Genomic DNA, 20,537 nt, shown 5'->3' with positions numbered 1-20,537 from the left:
GCTAACATAGCACCTACCTCCGAGGCCGAACCTCTTTTCGGTCTTACGGTCGCTCCACAGACTGACACTGCTAGCTCAGCAGCTTTATTCTATTCAGGATAGCACACTATTGTAAGAACCGCTCTTATTGATTGGTTTTTCCTGCGGAATGCTGCGCAAACATCCCGACGCTCCCCTTCGGGAGAGCGCGGGTCTTCAACCAACGTTGAGATAACCAAAACCCTGTAGGGGCGAATGGCCATTCGCCCCTACTTTAGTAAGATACGTCAAGCAGTATTCTAAATAAGTCTAGAAAATGTGGCTCTAGCTACGAAAGTATTGAAACTATAAAAACCTCAAAACTTAAACTTTTTCCCACTGCATAAATTAAAATATTGATATCTAAAAAAGATTGATTTACCATTAATTTTTTGTAGATTTAAAATCTTATCAAAAACAAAAATAACCTCCATTCAATAACTTAGAAATCAGAAGTGTATTAGCTCCGCATTCAGACCGAAAGTCAGAAGTTAAAATTAGTGGGATATTGTTACTCACTACTAATTTTATACCGCTAAAATTAATTTTTTTCTTCTTCCTTATTCCTTCTTCAATTCCCAACTTTATCATCGCCAAATAACTTTGGAATAATTTAATCTTTATAACCTCCTAGAAACAGAAAAACTATGGTATTATACTAACCTCATTAACCAAATATAGAGAACAATTACCAATGCCTAACAGCGAAACCAGGAACGAAACAGAAGTTCGTTCACAAAGAGTTGAAGAATTACGCACCCTGGGAATAGACCCCTATCCTAGTAAAGCAGTAGAGCGATCGCACACTGCTCAACAAGTTATAGACCTATTTTCCCCACCAGCAAAAGAATTAGAACCAGGGGAAGCAGACCCTGATGAAAAATTATTAAAAGTTTGTGGTCGTATTACTTCTAAGCGCGATAGTGGTAGTATTGGTTTTATTAAACTAACAGATGAAAGTGGAAAAATTCAACTTAAAATTGAGAAAAAATTAGTTAAAGGAGACCCTGGTTTAGGCTTTAAACAAATACAAAAACTTCTGGATGTGGGAGACTTTATTAGTGCCGAAGGAATTGGTTGTCGTACTAACCGAGGTGAGTTATCAATTCAGGTAAATAAACTTGAGATTATTTCCAAAGCTATTATTCCTTTTCCTGACTCTTATTATGGTGTAAATGACCCAGAAATTTGTCGTCGTCATCGAGAAATGGATTTAGCTGGAAATGCCGAATCTTTAAAGCGTTTTAGAATGCGGAGTAAAATTTTACAAAGTATTCGTACATATCTTTGGGATGCTGGATTTTATGAAATAGAAACACCAGTTTTACAAGCAATTTATGGAGGTGCTGCTGCTCGACCTTTTACCACTCATCATAATGCTTTAGATGTAGATTTATATCTGCGAATTGCTACAGAATTATTTTTAAAACGGGCAATTTGTGGTGGTTTTGAACGGGTATTTGAATTAGGTAGAGTATTTAGAAATGAAGGAATAGATAGTACCCATAATCCTGAATTTACCTCCCTAGAAGTTTATCAAGCTTATGCAGATTATTTTGAAATTTTGGGTTTGGTAGAAGATGTTATTTGTTATTGTATGAACAATGTTTTAGGAGATATAAAAGAGATAGAATATCAAGGACAAACTATTAACTTAGAACGTCAATATGACCATAGTCAAAAATATCCTAATTTCACTGGTAAACATTGGCAAGTTAAAACAATGGTAGAAGCAGTTAAGGATGAAACAGGACTAGATTTTGATAACTTAGAATTGCCAGAAGCTATTAAAGCTGTAGAAAAATTAAACCTAAAATTATCCAAGTTAGAAACGCAAAGCTTGGGTTATCTTTTATATGCTGTCTTCGACCAAAAAGTAGAGTCAACTTTAATTCAACCTACTTTTATAATTGATTTTCCTGTAGAAGTCAGTCCGTTAGCAAAAAGACATCACAGCAAACCAGGTTTTGTGGAAAGATTCGAGTTATTTATCCACGGTACAGAATATTCCAATGGTTTCTCCGAGTTAAACGACCCCCAAGACCAACGCCAACGTTTTGAGGAACAAATTGCCCAGAGAGATGCAGGAGATGATGAAGCACATCCAATGGATGAAGACTTTATTCAAGCGTTATCCTTAGGAATGCCTAGTTGTGGTGGAATGGGTATTGGAGTTGACCGTGTCGTGATGTTATTGACTAATACTCAAAGTATTCGGGATGCCATTATGTTCCCGACTATGCGATCGACTTTGAAGGATTGAAGAAGGAGTCAGGAGTCAGGAGTCAGGAGGAAAGAAAGAAGAAAAAGGAGAAAGTTTTTTTACCACGCTCTTATACCAATTCTCATGCATTATTGCTATACTTGGGCAGTACTTCAGTTGTCAACCGATCAGTACAAGCAAAATCACTTTGCATGCTAATTTTAGCTTGCGTTAATGTTAATTATTCTTATGTTTGCTTCTCCCTGTACGGACGTTGCATGCAACGTCCCTACCCACTCCCCTACTCCCCTACTCAACAAAATGTAGAAAAGAAAAATGTTTGAGAAATGGTATTATAAGGGAGCAAGATACGAACAAGGGAGCAAGATGCTCCCACTACTTTTGTTCTCGATCAAAATAATTATAATAGACCACCACCTGCACCATTAACTAAATATAGTGTTTCACTTTGTATATCACAAATAGTTTCATACCTCAAATGAAATAATCGTTTAAAATTAGTCAAAAGTTAAAGTTTTCAGAAGGAGATTTTCTCTTGAATTATCAACTCATAAAAAACTACTTGCCACAGTTTTTAGTATTAATTTGGTTATTTTTTTGTGTAGGGGTAGAATTACATATTTTTTTCGGTGGTATGGATTTTTTTTTAGATTTTTTAATTCTTTGGCCAGGTATTGTCATATTTGGAGCTTATTGGCTATTTCAAGTAATTTTAATTGCTATCTACAGTTTAAGAAACCACCATTTTAAATATTCTAAAATCAGAACTTTAATCAAAATTACAGTTATACCTATACTGCTGGTTTTATGTATCGTTTTTACATTTCCTAGAGGTACAACTAGGTTAAAGCTATCAGAAAGTTCGTTGCTTAAATGTGTAGAAAATCTTTCTTCATGTAGAGGCAATAGTCGGATTGGATTATTCTATGTTTACGGTACTCCTCGTAGAGAAATGGAATGCACTTTTTTTATGACTGACACAATGTTTCTCTCTGAATGGGGTTTAGTTTATGTACCATCTGGTGAGGAAGAGTGTGTAGAAAATTATCAATCTTTAGGGTATGTAGGTGAAAAAATCTACGGTAATTGGTGGCGGTATTTTAGGCATTGATAAAAAATCTACGGTAATTAGTGGCAGTATTTTTGGAATTGCATCTCTGAACAAAAGACTAAACAAGTATTCTAAGGAAAGCAGAAGGGAAGAAAAGATTAGAAGGGATAAAGTTTTTTGATCACTGATTATCCGGACATGATATTAAACTAAGAATTATATCATGTTCCCCCGGAGGGGGAGCTACGCTAACGGATAATTACTTATAATAAAGTTTTTGTTTGTAGTTGGGTTTGAGCAATTACAATGCTTAGTATTAGGACTAAAGTCCAACTACGAGCCTAATTATAACTGTTCTACCGAACATAATATTAGCCGTTAAACTTTACAAAATGGTGTCGGAATTTAACCGAGGTCAGCTCATAAAATTACCAGTAGAAATTGGGAATTTTTCCAAGAGTGAAATCGAACGAATTTCTTTGATGAGAAAAGTCTAGAGTGCTAAAGTTAAGAGAGCAATCCCTCATTCTCATCTCCAAGAGGCGATCGCTTGCCCCATTTCCTAAATTAACTCCGATGCGTTCAGTCTTCCTTCCAAAAGTTCATACTCATCCTCAAGTAACCAAAACTGAGCATCATCATAATTATCACTCTCAAAAATCACCCGATAATTTTCAGCGGGGTTGTAAATGCGACACCTTCTGTCTGTAGCACTCAGTAATACCAATTTGATAAGTGTTTGTTACAAATAGTAGAAGCAAGAAAGAAGAAAGAAGGAAGAAGGAAGAAATATTAAACAAAAGGTGAAAACGATAGAAATAACTATCTAAAATGAACGATAGCCACTATTTTTAAACAGATTCGATCAAGAGGCACTTTTCATAGCATTCTTTTTTCAAATTGGTATAACAAAAGAATATAGGGAGGAGACAAAGTAGGATCGATCCATACTTCAGTAAACTCTCAATTATCTTTCACTGGGTTGAGTTCTTGGTATAACATGGTATTAGTTCTGTTCATTGATTTTAATTTCATCGTAATTAAAGTGCAATAGGACTACCAGAGCATTCTCATCCCTAAGAGGCGATCGCCTTGACTTTAAATAGAAGAAGTAACTGCCTTAGCGCTACTAATTTCCTCTCGAATAGACTTATTAATTAGCAAGCTCTAAGTATATCCTCAATGATCCAAATCTGATGACTAGCTATTTTGCCACGGAAAAATAGACTGTTGAAGTATCAAGAAACCAGGTATATCTGAAAAACCTGGCTTCTAGGATACATAGATATATATTACTACTTACTGACTTTTGTAGGTTGCAAAAGGCTCACTAGATAACCATCTGGAGTGCGCATAGCTGCTACTTTCCCGAATGATGGTTCTCGAACTCTTCCCTCTAATGCACCCCCCATCGATTCCAAAGTTGCGATCGCTCCTAGTACGTCTTCTACATGAAAACTAAGAATCGGAGAATCACTGCCTTGTGGATTTTCCGCTGCATGGAGGGCAATAGTCGTACCGTTTGCATCCAGTTCTGCCCAGCCTGGACTAGCAGTTTTAACCGTTAGTCCCAAACCCTCCGAGTAAAACTTCACCGATGCCAGTACATCTTTTACCATCAGCATCACGTGCTTAAATTCTACAGTCATTGTATCTCCTTAAATAGCGTTAGCACCCATTATATTTCGTATTATAGCAGCAGCAGGATGCTATATAAAACCTTATATAGCTACATTTTAATGTTTAGTTTCTGCTTTCCTGCGGAATGCTACGCAAACCAGCAGAACCTCCATAGGTATCAACTCTCAAGCAGACCGCATTTCTTAAATTGATACTCTCATTCAAATCGCGGTCTATATTTTATCTGTTATAAGGAACTCTCCAAAGTTACAGCTACTACCCTATGGTCTTCGTCTTTGCTCAAATAACTTAAAGCGGCTTTTGCTTGAGGGTCTTCAAATTTCCTTAACGCCTGAGCAACTCGTAACCTGGTCATCCAAGATTTGGCACTGACAAAACCTAAAAGTTTTTGTAAAGCTTCAGTTTCTTTAATTGTTCCTGCCAAAGCACCTAAAGCATGAATAGCAGCTTCCCTGACAGTCAAATCTTCCCCTGCGATCGCACAAATACATACTTCATAGAGTGCTTCAGGAAATGGCATTTCTGTAAGAGGAGCAAGAATACTCCGACGCACTAACCAATTATCGTCTTGACGGAATATTTCCAGTAAATGAGGAATTGACTCTTCTCCAAATTTAGATAAGGAGTTTGCAGCTTCAGCTCGCACATTGTAGTCTTGGTCATTTTTCATCATTTCCAATAATATTTTAAATGATTCTGGGCTGCGTTTATTGCCCAACCCCATTGCTACAAATGAACGTACTATAAATTCTGGGTCTCGCTGTCTAGTTATGAGCAAAGGAATTGCTATTTCACTTTCGTAGTTTCTCAACTCGGTCAGTGCTTTGAGTCTTTCTTGAGAATTAGAGCTATTTAAGTATAACTGAATTTGGTTCATTTCCATGTTAAGGCTTCCTTAATTTTATTTACGTTTCTTTACAAATACTAGCAACTAATCCCTCAATCTGGGATGATAAATTTCAGGAAAATACAAAAATTGATGAGAAAGTCATTATGTCTGAAACTATAGAAGCCAATACTTCAACACCAACAACTCAAGAAATAGAAGAAGTAATCAAAGGTTTAGAGCAATTGAAGGAGCGTATGATCAATGAAACTATAGAAAAAGCGAAAAAAGTTAAGATGCCTAAAGCCAAGGTAATGGCCAAGTTGGAAGAACACCCAGAATTGTCCTTCATTGATAAAACCCTGAAAGACCTGCGCTCGCAACAACCTACAGCTTAGTAATGTGGGGAGATGGGGGGATGGGGAGATGGGGAGATGGGGAGATGGGGGGATGGGGGGATGGGGAGATGGGGAGATGGGGAGAAATTAAAACATACATATCCTCACCATTACCATACAAGACTACCAAAAAATTTTGTCAACTACTACAAAACCTAACAGTTACCGAAAAATTGTGGTTTAAAGCCTCCCCTTCTCAGGAGATAATAAAGAAAAATTTTTCTGTTCATCTATCCTATCCGTTTTAAAGGAAAGGTAATAATTAATAATTAATAATTAATAATTAATAATTAATAATTAATAATTAATTGTTGAACACCTAAAATATTTATAATTATGACCGAAAAATTTTGGTCTCAAGCCTCATAAAAAAAGATAATATTTCTGAGATCAAGCCTTCTTATTGCAGAGGTATTGTTAACGCAGTTCCTCCGATAGGAGGCTAACTGATAACTGATAACTGATAACTGATAACTGAAATGACTACACAATTAACTGAAACTGCCAAACAATTAATTCCTAAAGCGAGAATAGTTAGTTTTAAAACTTGGGAAGAGGTTTTATCAACAGAAGTAATTCAACTATTTCAAATGGCTGATGATGAAAGTCGTTATTTAACAGATGATGATTTACAGACACTCAAAAAATATGCAAAAATTCCAAATTTTTCTCTTGAAACTGCTAGTTTGCTTCGAGATAGTGCAGCAGAAATTGTTGATGAAGCTAGGGGAAAAGTATTAGCGAAATATCCGAATATTACAGCAGAAGGAGGCGATTTATATCCACCAGCACGAGCTGAAGCTTGTTGGCGAGACTTCTGGCATTTTTTACGTTGTATTACTTATGGAATTGCTGGCGATCGCACAGATTTTACCAGTGCTGAAGGTCTGCATTATATGAATTTACTTTATCAAGAATTGCTTGTACCACTATCAGCAATGGTGTTAGGTTTAGAAGCTATTAAAACTGCTAGCTTAAAAAGATTTCCTGATGAAAAGCAAACAGAATTAGCTCCTTATTTTGACCATTTAGTGAGTAAATTACAGCAGTTTTCTAATTGTTGAGGAGTCAGGAGTCAGGAGTCAGGAGGGAAGAAAGAGGAGGAAAAGGTGAATTTTTTTTTGTTTGCTGGGGCAAAACTGCGTTAACGCGGAGTGAAACGGAGTTCTATAGCTAATTATCCAGACATAATATCAGTCCTCAATAATTATTTTTGAAATTACTTTGGTTATTAGCTAGGAATTAAAATTTACGATGGGTTTATAGCAGTTAAACAAAAGGTTGAGACATATCAAAAGCTTAAAGTTCAGAGCAATATTTTTCCTTCTTACTTCTTCCTTCTTACTTCTTCCTTCTTAAGGATAAAACTAAAAAAAAAATTTCCTATGAGTAAAAATATTGTCGATTTATATGAACCAATTAATGTTCCTAAAATAGTAGATGAAAACATTTGGATTGTTGATGGAGGAATTGTCACAATGGCAATGTATGGAACCAGGATTCCATTTCCTACACGCATGACAATTGTGCGACTAAAAAATGGTGAATTATGGTGTCATTCTCCTGTAGAATTAACCCCACAATTAAAAGCATAAATTGATAAATTAGGTGTAGTGCGTCACTTAATTTCACCTAACAAAATTCATTATACTTACATTCATAATTGGGCAAAAGCTTATCCAGAAGCTACTGCATGGGCATCACCAGGAGTTTTAGAACGAGCAGCACAACAGAAAATTGAGGTGACTTTTCATACTTTTTTAGCAGATGAAGCACCTATTGAATGGTCAGAAGAAATTGCTCAATTAATTTTTAGAGGTAGTAGATTTATGGATGAAGTAGTTTTTTTTCATCGCCAAAGTTCTACACTTATTTTGACAGATTTGATTGAAAATTTTGAGCTGGATAAAGTTAGTAAAAAATTTGGTTTTCTAATAAAGTTGATTGGTTGTGCAGCTCCAAATGGTAAAACACCACTGGATTTGCGAGCAACATTTTGGGGGCGAAAAAATCAAGCTCGTGACTGTTTCAAGCAGATGTTAAAATGGGAGCCTCAAAAAATTATTTTATCTCACGGAAAATGGTATGAAGAAAATGGCACTGCTGAGTTGCGTCGAGCTTTTGCTTGGTTAGGAAAGAGTTAACGAAGTCAGAAGTTAGAAGTCAGAAGTCAGAAGTTATTAATGTGACTTTTCAAAAGTTTTGTATGCTTTATATTACCAATTATTATCCTGTAGTTCTATATTTTAATTTGGGTGTTGCTGATTTTGGGTATGATTTTGCCCCCCTAGCCCCCCAAAATTGGGGGGAATAAAACTCTAAAAGTACCCCAAAATGGGGGATGCGCGGGGGCTTGAGGTGTTGGTGATTCTGGGTATGATTTTGCCCCCCTAGCCCCCCAAAATTGGGGGGAATAAGACTCTAAAAGTCCCCCAAAATTAGGGGATTTATGGGGTTTGACCAGAACCAAACAATCACGCATTCATACTTCAATTCAGCAACGCCTTAATTTGAATATCATCAAGAGAAATGTCAGAAACTAATAATAAAAAAGAAGATATTTCATTATTGCAAGCTTGGCAGAAAAAAATTGAGTTAGCTAATACTAATAATATCTTTTGTCATTGTCACAACTGTGGATATGAATGGGTAGATTCCTCATTTGAAGAGATATGTCCGAGCTGCAAAAGTTCCCATATCGAACGTATTTCTTGTTGGCAATTTCCAGACGACTAACTAATATCAAATCCATTCAATAGCACGATTTTTATTGCGGATGTTGCAATAGAAATTTTTGCTCAGTTTCATTTCTGGTTTTATTGCGTATGTCGCAATAGGAGTTTTTGCTCAGTTTCATTTCTGGTTTTATTGCGGATGTCGCAATAGGAGTTTTTACTCACTTCCATTTCTGGTTTTATTGCGGATGTCGCAATAGGAGTTTTTACTCACTTCCATTTCTGATTTTATTGCGGATGTCGCAATAGGAGTTTTTACTCACTTCCATTTCTGATTTTATTGCGTATGTCGCAATAGGAGTTTTTGCTCAGTTTCATTTCTGGTTTTATTGCGGATGTCGCAATAGGAGTTTTTACTCACTTCCATTTCTGATTTTATTGCGTATGTCGCAATAGGAGTTTTTACTCAGTTCTATTTCTGGTTTTATTGCGTATGTCGCAATAGGAGTTTTTGCTCAGTTCCATTTCTGGTTTTATTGCGTATGTCGCAATAGGAGTTTTTACTCAGTCAGGACTTACGCAAATTCACCTTGAAAACGTCATCTGTAGGGGCGAATGCCATTCGCCCTCTCGATTTAGTGTCCGCGCATAAGTCCTGTCAGTTCTATTGTTGGTTTTATTGCGTATGTCGCAATAGGAGTTTTTACTCAGTTCCATTGTTGGTTTTATTGCGTATGTCGCAATAGAAGTTTTTACTCAGTTCTATTGTTGGTTTTATTGCGTATGTCGCAATAGGAGTTTTTACTCAGTTCTATTGTTGGTTTTATTGCGTATGTCGCAATAGGAATTTTTACCTGTTTGTATAGTGAGGTAAACTTAATAATGACTTGATAGAATTAGCTTTCTTAAACTTTTGAACTTTCTGTTGTCGTCATGTTTAAATCTAAACTCACATTTTTTCGTTGGTTGGTGTTTAGTGTCATCGGGTTGGTGGCGCTCTGGATGATAGGAGGAAATCTTCTAGCTTCTCTGTTAGAAAAGGAGATTGATAGGGAAATTGCACAAAAAGTGAAGGAACTAGAGGAACAATATCCCGATCCAGAGCCTAATGATTCTGCTTTGAAACTGGAAGCTATATTCTTAAAAGAATTTGGAATGGGAGAAATTGGCAAAGCAAATGTTCAAGGTGTTTTGAAATTTGAAAACTATATGGGTTATCATCCAGATTTTAAGGAATCTCAGGAGTCTAAGGATGAATTTGAGAATATCAGGGAATCACTTGACCGATATATCAATAGTCAAATCTCAAAACCTGATGATAAGTCAGAGATTAGAAGTCATTATGCTAGAAATTTCCGCCGAGTTGTGTTCCTAATTTTAAGTTCCATAGTGTTAGCTGGAGGTGTACTATTCTGGTATCTACAGTATCGCCCGAATTTATTTCTACGTCGGATTATAATCACATTTCAAAATAAATTTGTAGATATAGTAATAAATCTAATATTTCAACAATTAGATCGAGAAGCGACAGATAGATTAAAAGTTGAGGTGCGAAATCTAGCATTTCAGCAATTAGCTCAAGAAGCGACAGATAGATTAAAAGTTGAGGTACAAAAATTTCTGCAAAAAGCAGGGGCAACAACTAGCGACAATGGTAAACATGGATTGCAAATCACCTCTGCTGCAGGCAAGCTAAAATCCTACATTCCCATACCTGTCTCCCTAGCAATAGAACAACCTGATGCTCAAGATGTAGTCGATCTAGTGCAACAAGCAACCAAAATGAAAAAATCCAACCAACAACAAGCAGGAATTATTTTCTATCGGGAACCTCCAGATATTCTTTTCCGACTGCGAATGGCGGAAGTAAGATTGCGCGATCGCTTTATCCTCATTCCCATTCCTCTAACAGCAGTGGAAAAATCACTACAAGAGGAGAAAGAATCTTCAGGACTTTTAGCTGATTACACAGAACGCTATTTACCAGGAGCAGACCTATTTGATGACCGCAATGCCATCGGCGATACTCTCACATTTTTTGGTAGAGGGGAACTACTACAACGTTTGGAAGAAAATCTACGTCGAGGTCAAGGTATTGGCATTTTTGGTTTGCGCAAGTCTGGGAAAACTTCCTTGTTGTTGCAATTGGGATTTGCAATGCGAGAAAATCCTTTAGTTCATATTGACTTGCAAACTTACGGCAGCAAACCACATTATGGTGCAGAGTTGTTTAATCAAATTTTGTCAAAACTGTTTCAACTAATTGAGTCCCGTTCCGCAAAAATGGTGAGTCACCCTAAATTATTTGATAGCGATCGCCCTGCTGCCCATCTCACAACAGAATTTACTCAACAGTTGCAAAATTTGACTCAACAACTCACTGAAGTCGGTTATCAACTTCCCATTCTAATTTTTCTAGATGAAATTGATCGCATCATTCCCACTGAGACAGATGCAAAGGAGCGAGCGGAGGAGTGCAATGCTTTCTTCGGAGCTTTACGAGCAGTCAGTCAGGAAAAACGTTCTCTTTCCCTACTGGTGGCGGATGTTCATCCAGATATTAACCGCATCAATCAATGGAAGCAACCTAATGTACCCACTAATCCTGTGTTTAACTTTTTCAAGGAAATTTTTGTCGTACCCTTTTCTGCGGATGAAACGACTCGAATGTTGACTGATATTGGAAACTTAATGGGAATTACTTTTGACGAAGAAACTCAGAGTGAAATTCATATTAGAAGTGGCGGACATCCCTTTGTCTCTCGGCAATTAGCAAGTTTATTGTGCAAGAAAGTAGCAAAAGAGAATGAAAGTAATATCCAGTTTGCTGATGCCCAACGTTATTTGAGCAAACCATTCACTTATTCAGGAGTATTAAAAGATTACTGCGGGCAAAATATTTGGAGCGATATAGAAAAACGGGAGTTTCAGTCAGCAATGGCAATTATTCGGTTGCTTGCTTGCAATGAAAAACTTGAGTCAGGAATTCCATCATCTGGTATACTGAAAAAACTGCAAAATCAATTCACAGAAAGTGAGTGTTTGGATGCTTTGCTGTGGTTAGAATCAGTTGGTTTAATCCTACAGCAAGAGTCAGGAGAAGAAGATGAGTATCAAATAAAATTACCGCTTCTGTCTCAATGGTTGCGGATGCAAATGAAACCACAGGAGGTGCAAGAATGGCAAATTTCGTAAGACCAGATTTTAAACTGCCAATATCAGACACCCGTTACCAATGGATAATGGATAATTGATAATGGATAATTGATAATTAATCCCCAAAAGTTGAAAGTCTCTGCTTTTAAGGAGAAAAAGAAATAAGATTACCCCTGACTGCTGACCACTTTTTTAAACAATAGGAGCTTTAAGAGTGACAACTTTGGTAAGACCAGATTTTAAACTGCCAATATCAGACACCCGTTACTTTTTTGGGCGAGATGATATTTTGAAAGCTATTGAGCGATCGCCTTTTTCAGTACGCATTTTATTAGGAGGTCATCGTCTGGGAAAAACCAGCTTGTTAAATGAGATTCAACATCGGTTTCTGACCTCTAGCAATTCCGACTACCGAGCATTTCCAGTGTTATTCAACTTGCAACAAGAGCGACCAGAAAATTTAGACCATCTGCGCTATTTAATGATTGCCCGTCTCCAAGAAGCTTTAGCAGAATATAAAGAAGGTAGGTTATCTCATTGGCGTAAAAGTTACCGTCGTTTACTGCGACAAATTTCGGGAGGAGAGATAAAAAAAGTAGGTATTTCCCTAAAAGTGACTAACCCAGACTACGAACGTCGCTTGATAAATGAAGATTTTCGCCAAGACTTACTAAGAATACTGAAATCTTTGCAAAAGAAAAATTTTGTGGGTGTTTGCTATTTAATAGATGGTGCAGAATTTATTGTGAGTCAGGAATGGGCAAACGATGCTTGGAGTTACCTCCGAGCATTGAAGGATACTGACACTGCTCTCAAACCATTTGTCGGTTTGATTTTTTCTGGTTATCAAGACTTAAAAGATTATCAACAAAAAGTTGGTTCTCCCCTGCTTAACATTGCTGAAGTAGAATGGTTAGGAGCATTAAAAGAGGCAGATATGCAACAACTAATTGCCTACCGTCGTCAAATTGAAAATATTTTCCTCACTCACGAAGAAATTGAGCAAATAATTGAATGGTCTGGGGGTCATCCTTATTTGATTCAACAATTACTCAACACAATTTTTGATTATAAAAATTCCGATCAATCTTATGTAATGGATGCTTTAATGAACAACTTAATTCGTCAGTATGATGGAGATTTTTCTGCTTGGTGGGATAATAAAAAAAAGAGTTATAGTTTTAGTGCAATTGAGCGATCGGTTTACTTAAAATTGATAGAAAAGAGAATGGGGACAACTGAATCTCTAGCTCAAGAAATTGATTTAAGTATTGGAGAAATAGCAGACGCTCTTGAGGTATTAGCTGGTACAGGAGTAATTCAAAAAATTGACGATGAGCAGTATAAAATTGGAGCAAAAATATTTGAACAGTGGGTTAAATATAATTAATAATTAATAATTAGGGTTTGCTGAATAAAGTCTTTTGGTAAGAGTAGGAGCCAGAATTTCCTACGGAATACTTCGACAGATATGTACGATTTTTTAGACTAAAAAAGAAGATTAACAAATTAGCAACTGCAAAAATATTAATCTACAAATAATTAAGCGATCGCTAATATCATGTCCGGATAATTAGTGATAAAAAACTTTCTCCTTCAACTTCAGTTCTTCTTCTTCCTTCTTCTTTCTTCCTTCTTCCTTCTGGAGAAAGCGATCGCCTTTCATTTGCCCAAGTATAAACTGACAAAAGTAGCGATCGCTCTAATTCAAATATTGATAATAGCCGTGGTTAAAAAAAACTAGAACCTAGAAGGAGAAAAACGCCACACCTTAATCGTGTCATCAAAACTACCACTAATCAGAGTTTTGCCTCTAGGGTCAAAAGTCAAATTCACCCAAGCCGAATGTCCCTTCAGCGTTCCCATCAAACCACCTGTGTCTATTTGCCAGAGTTTGATTGTACCGCCAAAATCTCCACTAGCTAGAGTCTTACCATCTGGACTAAACTCGAGAGACTGTACTTTCTCCGAATGACCAATCAAAGTACGTTGAGAACGCCTAATAACTCGTCGGGGACTATTGCTGTCCAAATCCCAAAGTTTAATCGTATTATCCCAACTACCACTAGCTAAAGTCTTACCATCTGGGCTAATAGCAACAGACCATACTGGCCCATCATGTCCTCTGAGTGTGCGTAATAATCTACCATAACGCCAATCCCATAGCTTAACAGTACCATCATTACTACCACTAGCCAGAGTCTTACCATCGCTACTAAAAGCAACAGACTGAACCTCATCTAAATGTCCATAAAGAGTATATAAAAGTAAACCACTATTCAAATCCCACAATTTAATAGTTTTATCTTTACTCACACTGGCAATAGTATTTCCATCTGGACTAATAGCTACAGAAAACACATCCTTCAGATGACCATACAATGTATTTTTCAAAGTACCACTGTAGATATTCCAAATTTTAATCGTACTATCACTACTAGAGCTGACCAGAGTACGACCGTCGGGACTAACAGCAACAGACCACACAGGTCCATCATGTCCTGATAATTTACCCAGATTTTTACCACTACGCAGATGTAATAGTTGAATATTTCCATCCGTACTGCCACTGGCAATAATACGACCATTAGGACTAGCTGCGATTGACCAAACTGGGCCAGAAGTAGTCGCCAAAGTTTGCAGTGGGGAAAGTCGGTCTATGATTCCCGTAGATGGAGATATGGGAGGGAGGGTACTAATACTAGAGTCAAAATCATCTACTTTTAGTTGAGGTGGCCTTGGTTCTAACTTAGGAATATTATTGGATGAAGATAATGGCTGAGTTTGGGGAGATGGTAAGCGAGAACTAATAACTAAAGATAACAGAGCGATCGCTGCTGCTCCCCAAGCAGTTACAGTCCACCGTGGTTTCTGTAGAATAACATCTACGGGTGTTGGTCCATATTTGATATCTTTAATAACTTCTGCCACAGACTGATAGCGTTGACGATGGTCTCGCTGTACCATTTTGTCTAAAATCCGACCCAGATGGCGACTAATGGGATGTTTTAAATAGTCTCGCCACGCCCACTTATCTGCTTTAATATCAAATAGTTCAAAGGGTGAAACCATAGTCAATAGGTGGAGACAAGTTACTCCCAAACTATAAATGTCACTGTTGGGGTAGACTTTCCCTTTTGTTTGTTCTGGGGCAGCATATTCAGCAGAACCATTAATACTACCTATTGATAATAAATCTCCAGTAGCGGAAATTGTCACACCAAAATCTACTAAAACAAATTCTTGAGTATTTGTTTCTGGTTTTGTCCGACAAATAATATTCTCTGGTTTAATATCCCCATGAATCAGGTGATGGTCGTGGATAAACTCTAAGACTGGCAACAACTGGTTTAATATTTGCCAAATTTTATGTTCACTAAAGACACCATCTTCTATAAGTTCTGTGGCCAAATCACGGCCTTCGATGTACTCTTGTACCAGATAACGATGGCCATCATGTTCTACAGAGGCTAATAGTTCTGGAATCTGGGGATGTTTTCCGATTTTGTCTAGTTGTACTGGGTTGCAACTAAAGGTCGGAATAACTTCTTGACCCTGAAAAACTAGGTCTTTTCTGTCGTCTAGGTTGACAAACTCCTTAATAATACACGGCGGTTTGGAAGGTTTGTCTTGGTCAACGGCTAGAAATGTATGGCTCCAGACACTTTCGCCCAAGGGTTTGATTACTTGGTAGCGTTCTTTGAGTATGGGTGGACAATTTGATAATCCACCTATTGTCTCATTTTTACTGACAATGTTATTGTCAGGGTCTTCTGGATTTTGGCTGTGAGAATTGATGCGAGGATTCATAATCAGCAATCAATTAGCATATTTGTTCTATGATAGTATTTCTTAGATTTTAGCTACAAACTTGAAGAATACAGAAGACAGAAGGCAGAATGGAAAATTACTTATGGATAGTTAACAACCGGCCACTTCGTTCTACAAACCCCAAACAATTTTAAGCACCCCCGCAGAAGGCAGAAGGCAGAAAGGAGAAAGAATCATAGTACCTAAGTAAAACTACTGAATTTGTCAAAACAAATGTATTTTTCCATATATTTTTTCTCCCGAAAAAGCCCAACCAAGACTCACCTATGACTTGTCTATAATGTTCGCGTTTTATATTAATTGGAGTTGAAAAAAAACCCGGTTTCTTCAAGAAACCGGGTTTTTAGGTTCCACTAATAACAGCAGGTGCAGGTTTAGCCCCCTCATTCAACGCCCTTCTGAGAAACCTACTAGGAGTTTAATTATCCCGGCGACGCTTTGTCAAATAACCAATACCAGCAGCTACCATTATTCCTAAAATATTAACTGGTTCAGGAGTCTTGACAGATAACTTGTCTACAACAACATTATCAATCAGTAAAGCTGAGGTCTTATCAGTTCCATCTAAATCGTAAACTGCTATACCCACTGTGTAATCACCAGCAGCAAGAGCTTTTGAGAATGTTCCTTGAGATTTTTTATCAAATTCAGGTGATGTCAGGGAACCTGGTGCAGGGAAATTACCTTCACTTTGGGCAAAAGTCTCAATCACCGTACCTGTGCCGTCAAATATAGTTACAATCGCACGGTCTGCAGGAAGAGGAAATAGACCAGTTGTGTTTCCATCGTTAGTAAGAAACTTCCAATCAAAACTCAGATTAAAATCATGCTCGAAAGAAAAAGATTGTTTGATCGCTGACCCTTCTTTAGAATCTAATTGAATCCCAGTGAAAGCAGTTATAGGTGTATCAATTTGTAAAGCATCATTATCTAAACCCAAGAATGCTTGTAGTAGAGCTTGTGGTTGACCGTCTACGTCGTCGTTGACAATGGCAAGAGTGGCATCAGTACCTGAAAAATTATATGCACCATTACCAACACCATCGTCATCTCTGATAGTTACTGCAGTGGTTAACAAAGCCTGAAAGGAGCCATCTGTTGGATCGAAGCCATTGAAAGTACTTACTGTACTAACATCTCCAGTAGTCATCCAACCAGTGAACTCTGATTCAAAACTGCCGTTGTTAAATGCTGCTGCTTGAACTGGTTTAGAAGCTAGAGTTCCTAAGCTCAGTAAGCTGAGGGTAGCAACTGGAAGCAAGGAAATACCACGGAAAACGGATTTATAAGTTGATAAAAGTTTGAACATGATTTTTGTATTTGAATTAATTAAAGAAATTGAGGGTTGATTGAAGTTCTATTATGGGAAACCGATGGAGTGGAGTGTTCTATTGAAGGTACTCAAGTTTACCTTAACTGAAAATTATAGCACATGATTTTCTAGAATGCTTGCGTATAATTTCTGCTCTTTTCCCTGTTTGCAGAGTTCATATTCTCGGATTTCTTGAAGTGAACCTACTCAAATGCACCTAAAAAAATTATAGCAAATGATTTCCTAGAATGCTTGCGTATAATTTCTGCTCTTTTCCCTGTTCGCAGAGTTCATATTCTCGGATGTCTTGAAGTGAACCTACTCAAATGCACCTAAAAAAATTATAGCAAATGATTTCCTAGAATGCTTGCGTATAATTTCTGCTCTTTTTCCTGTTTGCAGAGTTCATATTCTCGGATGTCTTGAAGTGAACCTACTCAAATGCACCTAAAAAAATTATAGCAAATGATTTCCTAGAATGCTTGCGTATAATTTCTGCTCTTTTTCCTGTTCGCAGAGTTCATATTGTTAGATTTATAGAGACGTTGCACGCAACGTCTCTATGAGAATTGCTACCAGACTTGGGAACGGATTATCTGTGATATCAAATCCGGTAGCATCGGTGTTATATTATGTTCGGTAGAACAGTTATAATTAGGCTCGTAGTTGGACTTTAGTCCTAATACTAAGCATTGTAAGGGCTAAAGCCCAACTACAAACAAAAACTTTATTATAAGTAATTATCCGAACATGATATTATTCAGTATTAAAGAACTGTAGGGGCGAATGGCCATTCGCCCTTACACATTGTATGACGATCAACAGAATTATATTACTCCGAAGCCAACGGATTATCTGTGAAACCTGCTCAAGGAACTAAGTAACAGGAAGCTTAGACAATTAGATCTGTGTTCGGATTAAACACATTGCCGTCAGGATTTATGGATGAAACTCCATTCAGAACAACGATATTTTCTGGCACTAGTCCACCAGTGTTCCCATCAGGGTCGATTTGGAACCATGTTGCATCCATTCCAAATGCTCCCAAATCAACGGGATTGATGTATGAATTATCAATTGCATCTTGAACAGTTCCTTCTGGGAATTGGTCATAGAAGTTTGATTCATTCCCAAGTAGAATACGGAAATCAAGTTGATCGCTACCACTCTGGAAGTCAGTTATGTCATCTCGTTGATCCAATAATTGTGTGTAGACAAATATGTCATCTCCACCACCTCCAGTTAGCTCATCCCGGCCCTCAAAGCCAGTTATGATGTCGTCACCTGCAGTTCCTGTAATCATGTCCATACCACTGGTACCGTCGATTATGTTAGGAGTAGGTTCCTCTGGAGAAACCGTTGCACTATCCTGGTCATCTTCAGAAGGTACATCATTACCCGGAGTCGAATCAGGGTCAAACTGGTCAGAAGCAGTGACTTGAGCAATATTCTCAATCGCCTCAGCAGAATCAACTGTTGCTGTTATCTCTAAAGTTTCCGTATCACCATTTTCGACAGTACCTACATCCCAAAGACCAGTTACCTCGTCATAAGTACCTTCACTAGCAGTAGCAGAAACAAAGGTTAAACCATCAGGTAAGAGGTCTTCGACATTCACACTTGTGGCATCATTAGGACCATCGTTATTTAATTCAATGGTGAAGGTAATGTCATCACCCACATTGGGATTGGCATTATCTACTGTCTTCTCCACAGATAGGTCTGCTACTTCCTCTGGAGAAACCGTTGCACTATCCTGGTCATCTTCAGAAGGTACATCATTACCCGGAGTCGAATCAGGGTCAAACTGGTCAGAAGCAGTGACTTGAGCAATATTCTCAATCGCCTCAGCAGAATCAACTGTTGCTGTTATCTCTAAAGTTTCCGTATCACCATTTTCGACAGTACCTACATCCCAAAGACCAGTTACCTCGTCATAAGTACCTTCACTAGGAGTAGCAGAAACAAAGGTTAAACCATCAGGTAAGAGGTCTTCCAAATCTACATTGGTCGCATCATTGGGACCAGCGTTATTTAATTCAATGGTGAAGGTAATGTCTTCACCCACATTGGGATTGGCATTATCTACTGTCTTCTCCACAGATAGGTCTGCTTGCTGCCGATCCACAAAGTCGTTACCAGTATCTGCTTCACCAGGGTCTACGGTAACCGGGATGTTATTCACAATCTCATTATCTGGATTGTCCATATCATCACCACCATCTACTTCCGATACATCACTGTAGTTCGGTAGATTGGTTTCAATGACGTTGTAGTTTCCAGGTTCTACACCGGTAAACTCATATGTACCATCGGGATTAGTCGTAATCGGACTACCGACCGGTGTACCATCAGGTAGTTGTAACTCAATGGTCACGCCACCGAGACCATTGCCATTTTCATCGGTAACTTGACCGGAAATGGAACCAACTTGCTCATCCACAAAATCATTACCCGTGGAATCTACATCTCCTGGTAACGTAACACTAATCAAGTTATCGTTGGGAGGATCGGTATCGCTGACATCAGAATAGCCACCCAAGTTAACTTGACGAACAGTGTAATCACCCGCCTCTAAGTCAGTGAACTCATAGTTACCATCGGTATCCGTTGTGGTAGTACGAATGACTGTACCCTGGTCATCAAGCAATTCCACCGTGACGTTTTCGAGGTTGACATCACCAGTGTCATCGTTGTCAATATCCTCTGAAACATTACCGCTAATGCTGCTCAGATTTATCAGCACTTCCTCAGAATCGCTGCTCGGAGGTGTCTGATCGGTATCAACTGTGGCAATGTTGTCGATATCCCCATCACCACCACCATTGCTATCAATGTCAGACTGCTGAACTGTATAGCTTCCTGTGTAAGTCCAAGTTTCTCCACGCTCTAAAATGCCATCATTGTTTATAGATTCAACAGGGTTACTCAGATTTCCGCCTAAGAGGGGGTCTGTGACCACGACACCTGTTAGGTCTTGGAAACCGGCATTACTAACCGCAATCTCATAATTAATGACATCGCCAACCTGGTCTACAATGCCATCGCTATCCGGGGTACCATCTGGATTGGTAACGCTAACGGCTTCCTTATTAATAGCGGGATTCGCCAATGGCACGATCGCCGTTCCTAAATCTAAAGCTTCGCCATCACCAGACAACGAGCGCGGTGGATCTTGTCCCCAAACAGCTGCAATGCTGACTGGTGTTCCATTTGGCTGGCCATTGCCATCCGCAGAGGTATTGGAAACAATAATAGCTCCGGTCAGATCCTGGTCACCGATACTATTTTGCTAACAATTGTTAACAATGCACAGCAAGATTAACTTACTGAGGGGGTATCTCCCAATGTGGTAGAAAATTTCTCTACCACGCTTTTGATCAAAATTCCACGCGGGACCTTTAA

Annotated in this window: 17 protein-coding genes; 10 read left to right on the top strand and 7 right to left on the bottom strand. The window is 38.1% G+C overall.

The genetic code is table 11. The annotated features are described in order from the left end of the window. The first annotated feature begins 712 nt into the window (after positions 1-712). Both lysS and F6K23_RS19465 read left to right on the top strand, forming a co-directional pair. Positions 713-2,281: a lysine--tRNA ligase gene (gene lysS, locus F6K23_RS19470; protein WP_293158882.1), complete on the top strand. Its 1,569-nt coding sequence runs from the start codon at positions 713-715 to the stop codon at positions 2,279-2,281. A 496-nt stretch (positions 2,282-2,777) separates the two neighbouring features. After that, positions 2,778-3,353 carry a hypothetical protein gene (locus F6K23_RS19465; protein ID WP_293158881.1) on the top strand — a complete coding sequence of 192 codons (576 nt, stop codon included), beginning with the start codon at positions 2,778-2,780 and terminating at the stop codon, positions 3,351-3,353. A 502-nt stretch (positions 3,354-3,855) separates the two neighbouring features. On the opposite strand, the gene F6K23_RS19460 is transcribed toward F6K23_RS19465, so the two are convergent. The 3 genes from F6K23_RS19460 to F6K23_RS19450 form a co-directional block, all read right to left on the bottom strand. Next, the gene (locus F6K23_RS19460; protein WP_293158880.1) at positions 3,856-4,020 is read right to left on the bottom strand and encodes a hypothetical protein; all 165 of its coding nucleotides are present in this window, start codon (positions 4,018-4,020) and stop codon (positions 3,856-3,858) included. Between the two features lie 568 nt (positions 4,021-4,588). Beyond that, the gene (locus tag F6K23_RS19455) at positions 4,589-4,942 is read right to left on the bottom strand and encodes a VOC family protein (protein WP_293158879.1); all 354 of its coding nucleotides are present in this window, start codon (positions 4,940-4,942) and stop codon (positions 4,589-4,591) included. 218 nt (positions 4,943-5,160) lie between these two features. Next, a complete protein-coding gene (locus tag F6K23_RS19450) occupies positions 5,161-5,811 on the bottom strand; it encodes a HEAT repeat domain-containing protein (protein WP_367267756.1) in 651 nt (216 codons plus the stop codon). 116 nt (positions 5,812-5,927) lie between these two features. On the opposite strand from F6K23_RS19450, the gene F6K23_RS19445 reads away from it, so the two are divergent. The 8 genes from F6K23_RS19445 (at position 5,928) to F6K23_RS19410 (ending at position 13,379) form a co-directional block, all read left to right on the top strand. After that, the gene (locus F6K23_RS19445) at positions 5,928-6,158 is read left to right on the top strand and encodes an acetyltransferase (protein WP_293158877.1); all 231 of its coding nucleotides are present in this window, start codon (positions 5,928-5,930) and stop codon (positions 6,156-6,158) included. 12 nt (positions 6,159-6,170) lie between these two features. Then, positions 6,171-6,317, top strand: a complete 147-nt coding sequence (locus F6K23_RS19440; RefSeq protein ID WP_293158876.1) for a hypothetical protein — start codon at positions 6,171-6,173, stop codon at positions 6,315-6,317. Between the two features lie 320 nt (positions 6,318-6,637). Then, positions 6,638-7,222: a phycobilisome protein gene (locus F6K23_RS19435; RefSeq protein WP_293158875.1), complete on the top strand. Its 585-nt coding sequence runs from the start codon at positions 6,638-6,640 to the stop codon at positions 7,220-7,222. A 321-nt stretch (positions 7,223-7,543) separates the two neighbouring features. Beyond that, positions 7,544-7,753, top strand: a complete 210-nt coding sequence (locus tag F6K23_RS19430) for a hypothetical protein (RefSeq protein WP_293158874.1) — start codon at positions 7,544-7,546, stop codon at positions 7,751-7,753. A gap of 18 nt (positions 7,754-7,771) precedes the next feature. Next, a complete protein-coding gene (locus F6K23_RS19425; RefSeq protein WP_293158873.1) occupies positions 7,772-8,302 on the top strand; it encodes a hypothetical protein in 531 nt (176 codons plus the stop codon). Positions 8,303-8,687: 385 nt separating this feature from the next. Further along, on the top strand, positions 8,688-8,894 hold the full coding sequence (locus tag F6K23_RS19420) for a hypothetical protein (protein ID WP_293158872.1): 207 nt from the start codon (positions 8,688-8,690) through the stop codon (positions 8,892-8,894). A gap of 872 nt (positions 8,895-9,766) precedes the next feature. Continuing rightward, positions 9,767-12,028 carry a hypothetical protein gene (locus tag F6K23_RS19415; protein WP_293158871.1) on the top strand — a complete coding sequence of 754 codons (2,262 nt, stop codon included), beginning with the start codon at positions 9,767-9,769 and terminating at the stop codon, positions 12,026-12,028. A gap of 175 nt (positions 12,029-12,203) precedes the next feature. Continuing rightward, positions 12,204-13,379: an ATP-binding protein gene (locus tag F6K23_RS19410; RefSeq protein ID WP_293158870.1), complete on the top strand. Its 1,176-nt coding sequence runs from the start codon at positions 12,204-12,206 to the stop codon at positions 13,377-13,379. 169 nt (positions 13,380-13,548) lie between these two features. Here the strand turns inward: F6K23_RS19410 and F6K23_RS19405 are convergent, their stop codons facing one another. From F6K23_RS19405 to F6K23_RS19390, 4 genes are all read right to left on the bottom strand, one after another. Next, a complete protein-coding gene (locus F6K23_RS19405; RefSeq protein WP_293158869.1) occupies positions 13,549-13,677 on the bottom strand; it encodes a hypothetical protein in 129 nt (42 codons plus the stop codon). Between the two features lie 52 nt (positions 13,678-13,729). Beyond that, positions 13,730-15,799 (bottom strand): serine/threonine-protein kinase, encoded by a 2,070-nt coding sequence (locus F6K23_RS19400; protein WP_293158868.1) that lies wholly within the window; start codon positions 15,797-15,799, stop codon positions 13,730-13,732. Between the two features lie 439 nt (positions 15,800-16,238). Then, on the bottom strand, positions 16,239-17,129 hold the full coding sequence (locus F6K23_RS19395; RefSeq protein WP_293158867.1) for a hypothetical protein: 891 nt from the start codon (positions 17,127-17,129) through the stop codon (positions 16,239-16,241). Positions 17,130-18,024: 895 nt separating this feature from the next. Then, positions 18,025-20,292 carry an SdrD B-like domain-containing protein gene (locus tag F6K23_RS19390; protein WP_293158865.1) on the bottom strand — a complete coding sequence of 756 codons (2,268 nt, stop codon included), beginning with the start codon at positions 20,290-20,292 and terminating at the stop codon, positions 18,025-18,027. Positions 20,293-20,537: the final 245 nt, after the last annotated feature.

Origin of the sequence: Okeania sp. SIO2C9 (assembly GCF_010672455.1) — a bacterium.
Lineage (GTDB): Bacteria > Cyanobacteriota > Cyanobacteriia > Cyanobacteriales > Microcoleaceae > Okeania.
Note: the sequence above shows the minus strand (reverse complement) of the source record. Positions and strands in the feature narration are given on the sequence as shown.

What these genes read in the sequence shown, in the direction of transcription:
- lysS (WP_293158882.1), top strand. Translation starts at nt 713, where the DNA reads ATGCCTAACAGCGAAACCAGGAACGAAACAGAAGTTCGTTCACAAAGA.
- F6K23_RS19455 (WP_293158879.1), bottom strand. Translation starts at nt 4,942, where the DNA reads ATGACTGTAGAATTTAAGCACGTGATGCTGATGGTAAAAGATGTACTG.
- F6K23_RS19450 (WP_367267756.1), bottom strand. Translation starts at nt 5,811, where the DNA reads ATGAACCAAATTCAGTTATACTTAAATAGCTCTAATTCTCAAGAAAGA.
- F6K23_RS19445 (WP_293158877.1), top strand. Translation starts at nt 5,928, where the DNA reads ATGTCTGAAACTATAGAAGCCAATACTTCAACACCAACAACTCAAGAA.
- F6K23_RS19440 (WP_293158876.1), top strand. Translation starts at nt 6,171, where the DNA reads ATGGGGGGATGGGGAGATGGGGAGATGGGGAGATGGGGGGATGGGGGG.
- F6K23_RS19435 (WP_293158875.1), top strand. Translation starts at nt 6,638, where the DNA reads ATGACTACACAATTAACTGAAACTGCCAAACAATTAATTCCTAAAGCG.
- F6K23_RS19430 (WP_293158874.1), top strand. Translation starts at nt 7,544, where the DNA reads ATGAGTAAAAATATTGTCGATTTATATGAACCAATTAATGTTCCTAAA.
- F6K23_RS19420 (WP_293158872.1), top strand. Translation starts at nt 8,688, where the DNA reads ATGTCAGAAACTAATAATAAAAAAGAAGATATTTCATTATTGCAAGCT.
- F6K23_RS19415 (WP_293158871.1), top strand. Translation starts at nt 9,767, where the DNA reads ATGTTTAAATCTAAACTCACATTTTTTCGTTGGTTGGTGTTTAGTGTC.
- F6K23_RS19400 (WP_293158868.1), bottom strand. Translation starts at nt 15,799, where the DNA reads ATGAATCCTCGCATCAATTCTCACAGCCAAAATCCAGAAGACCCTGAC.
- F6K23_RS19395 (WP_293158867.1), bottom strand. Translation starts at nt 17,129, where the DNA reads ATGTTCAAACTTTTATCAACTTATAAATCCGTTTTCCGTGGTATTTCC.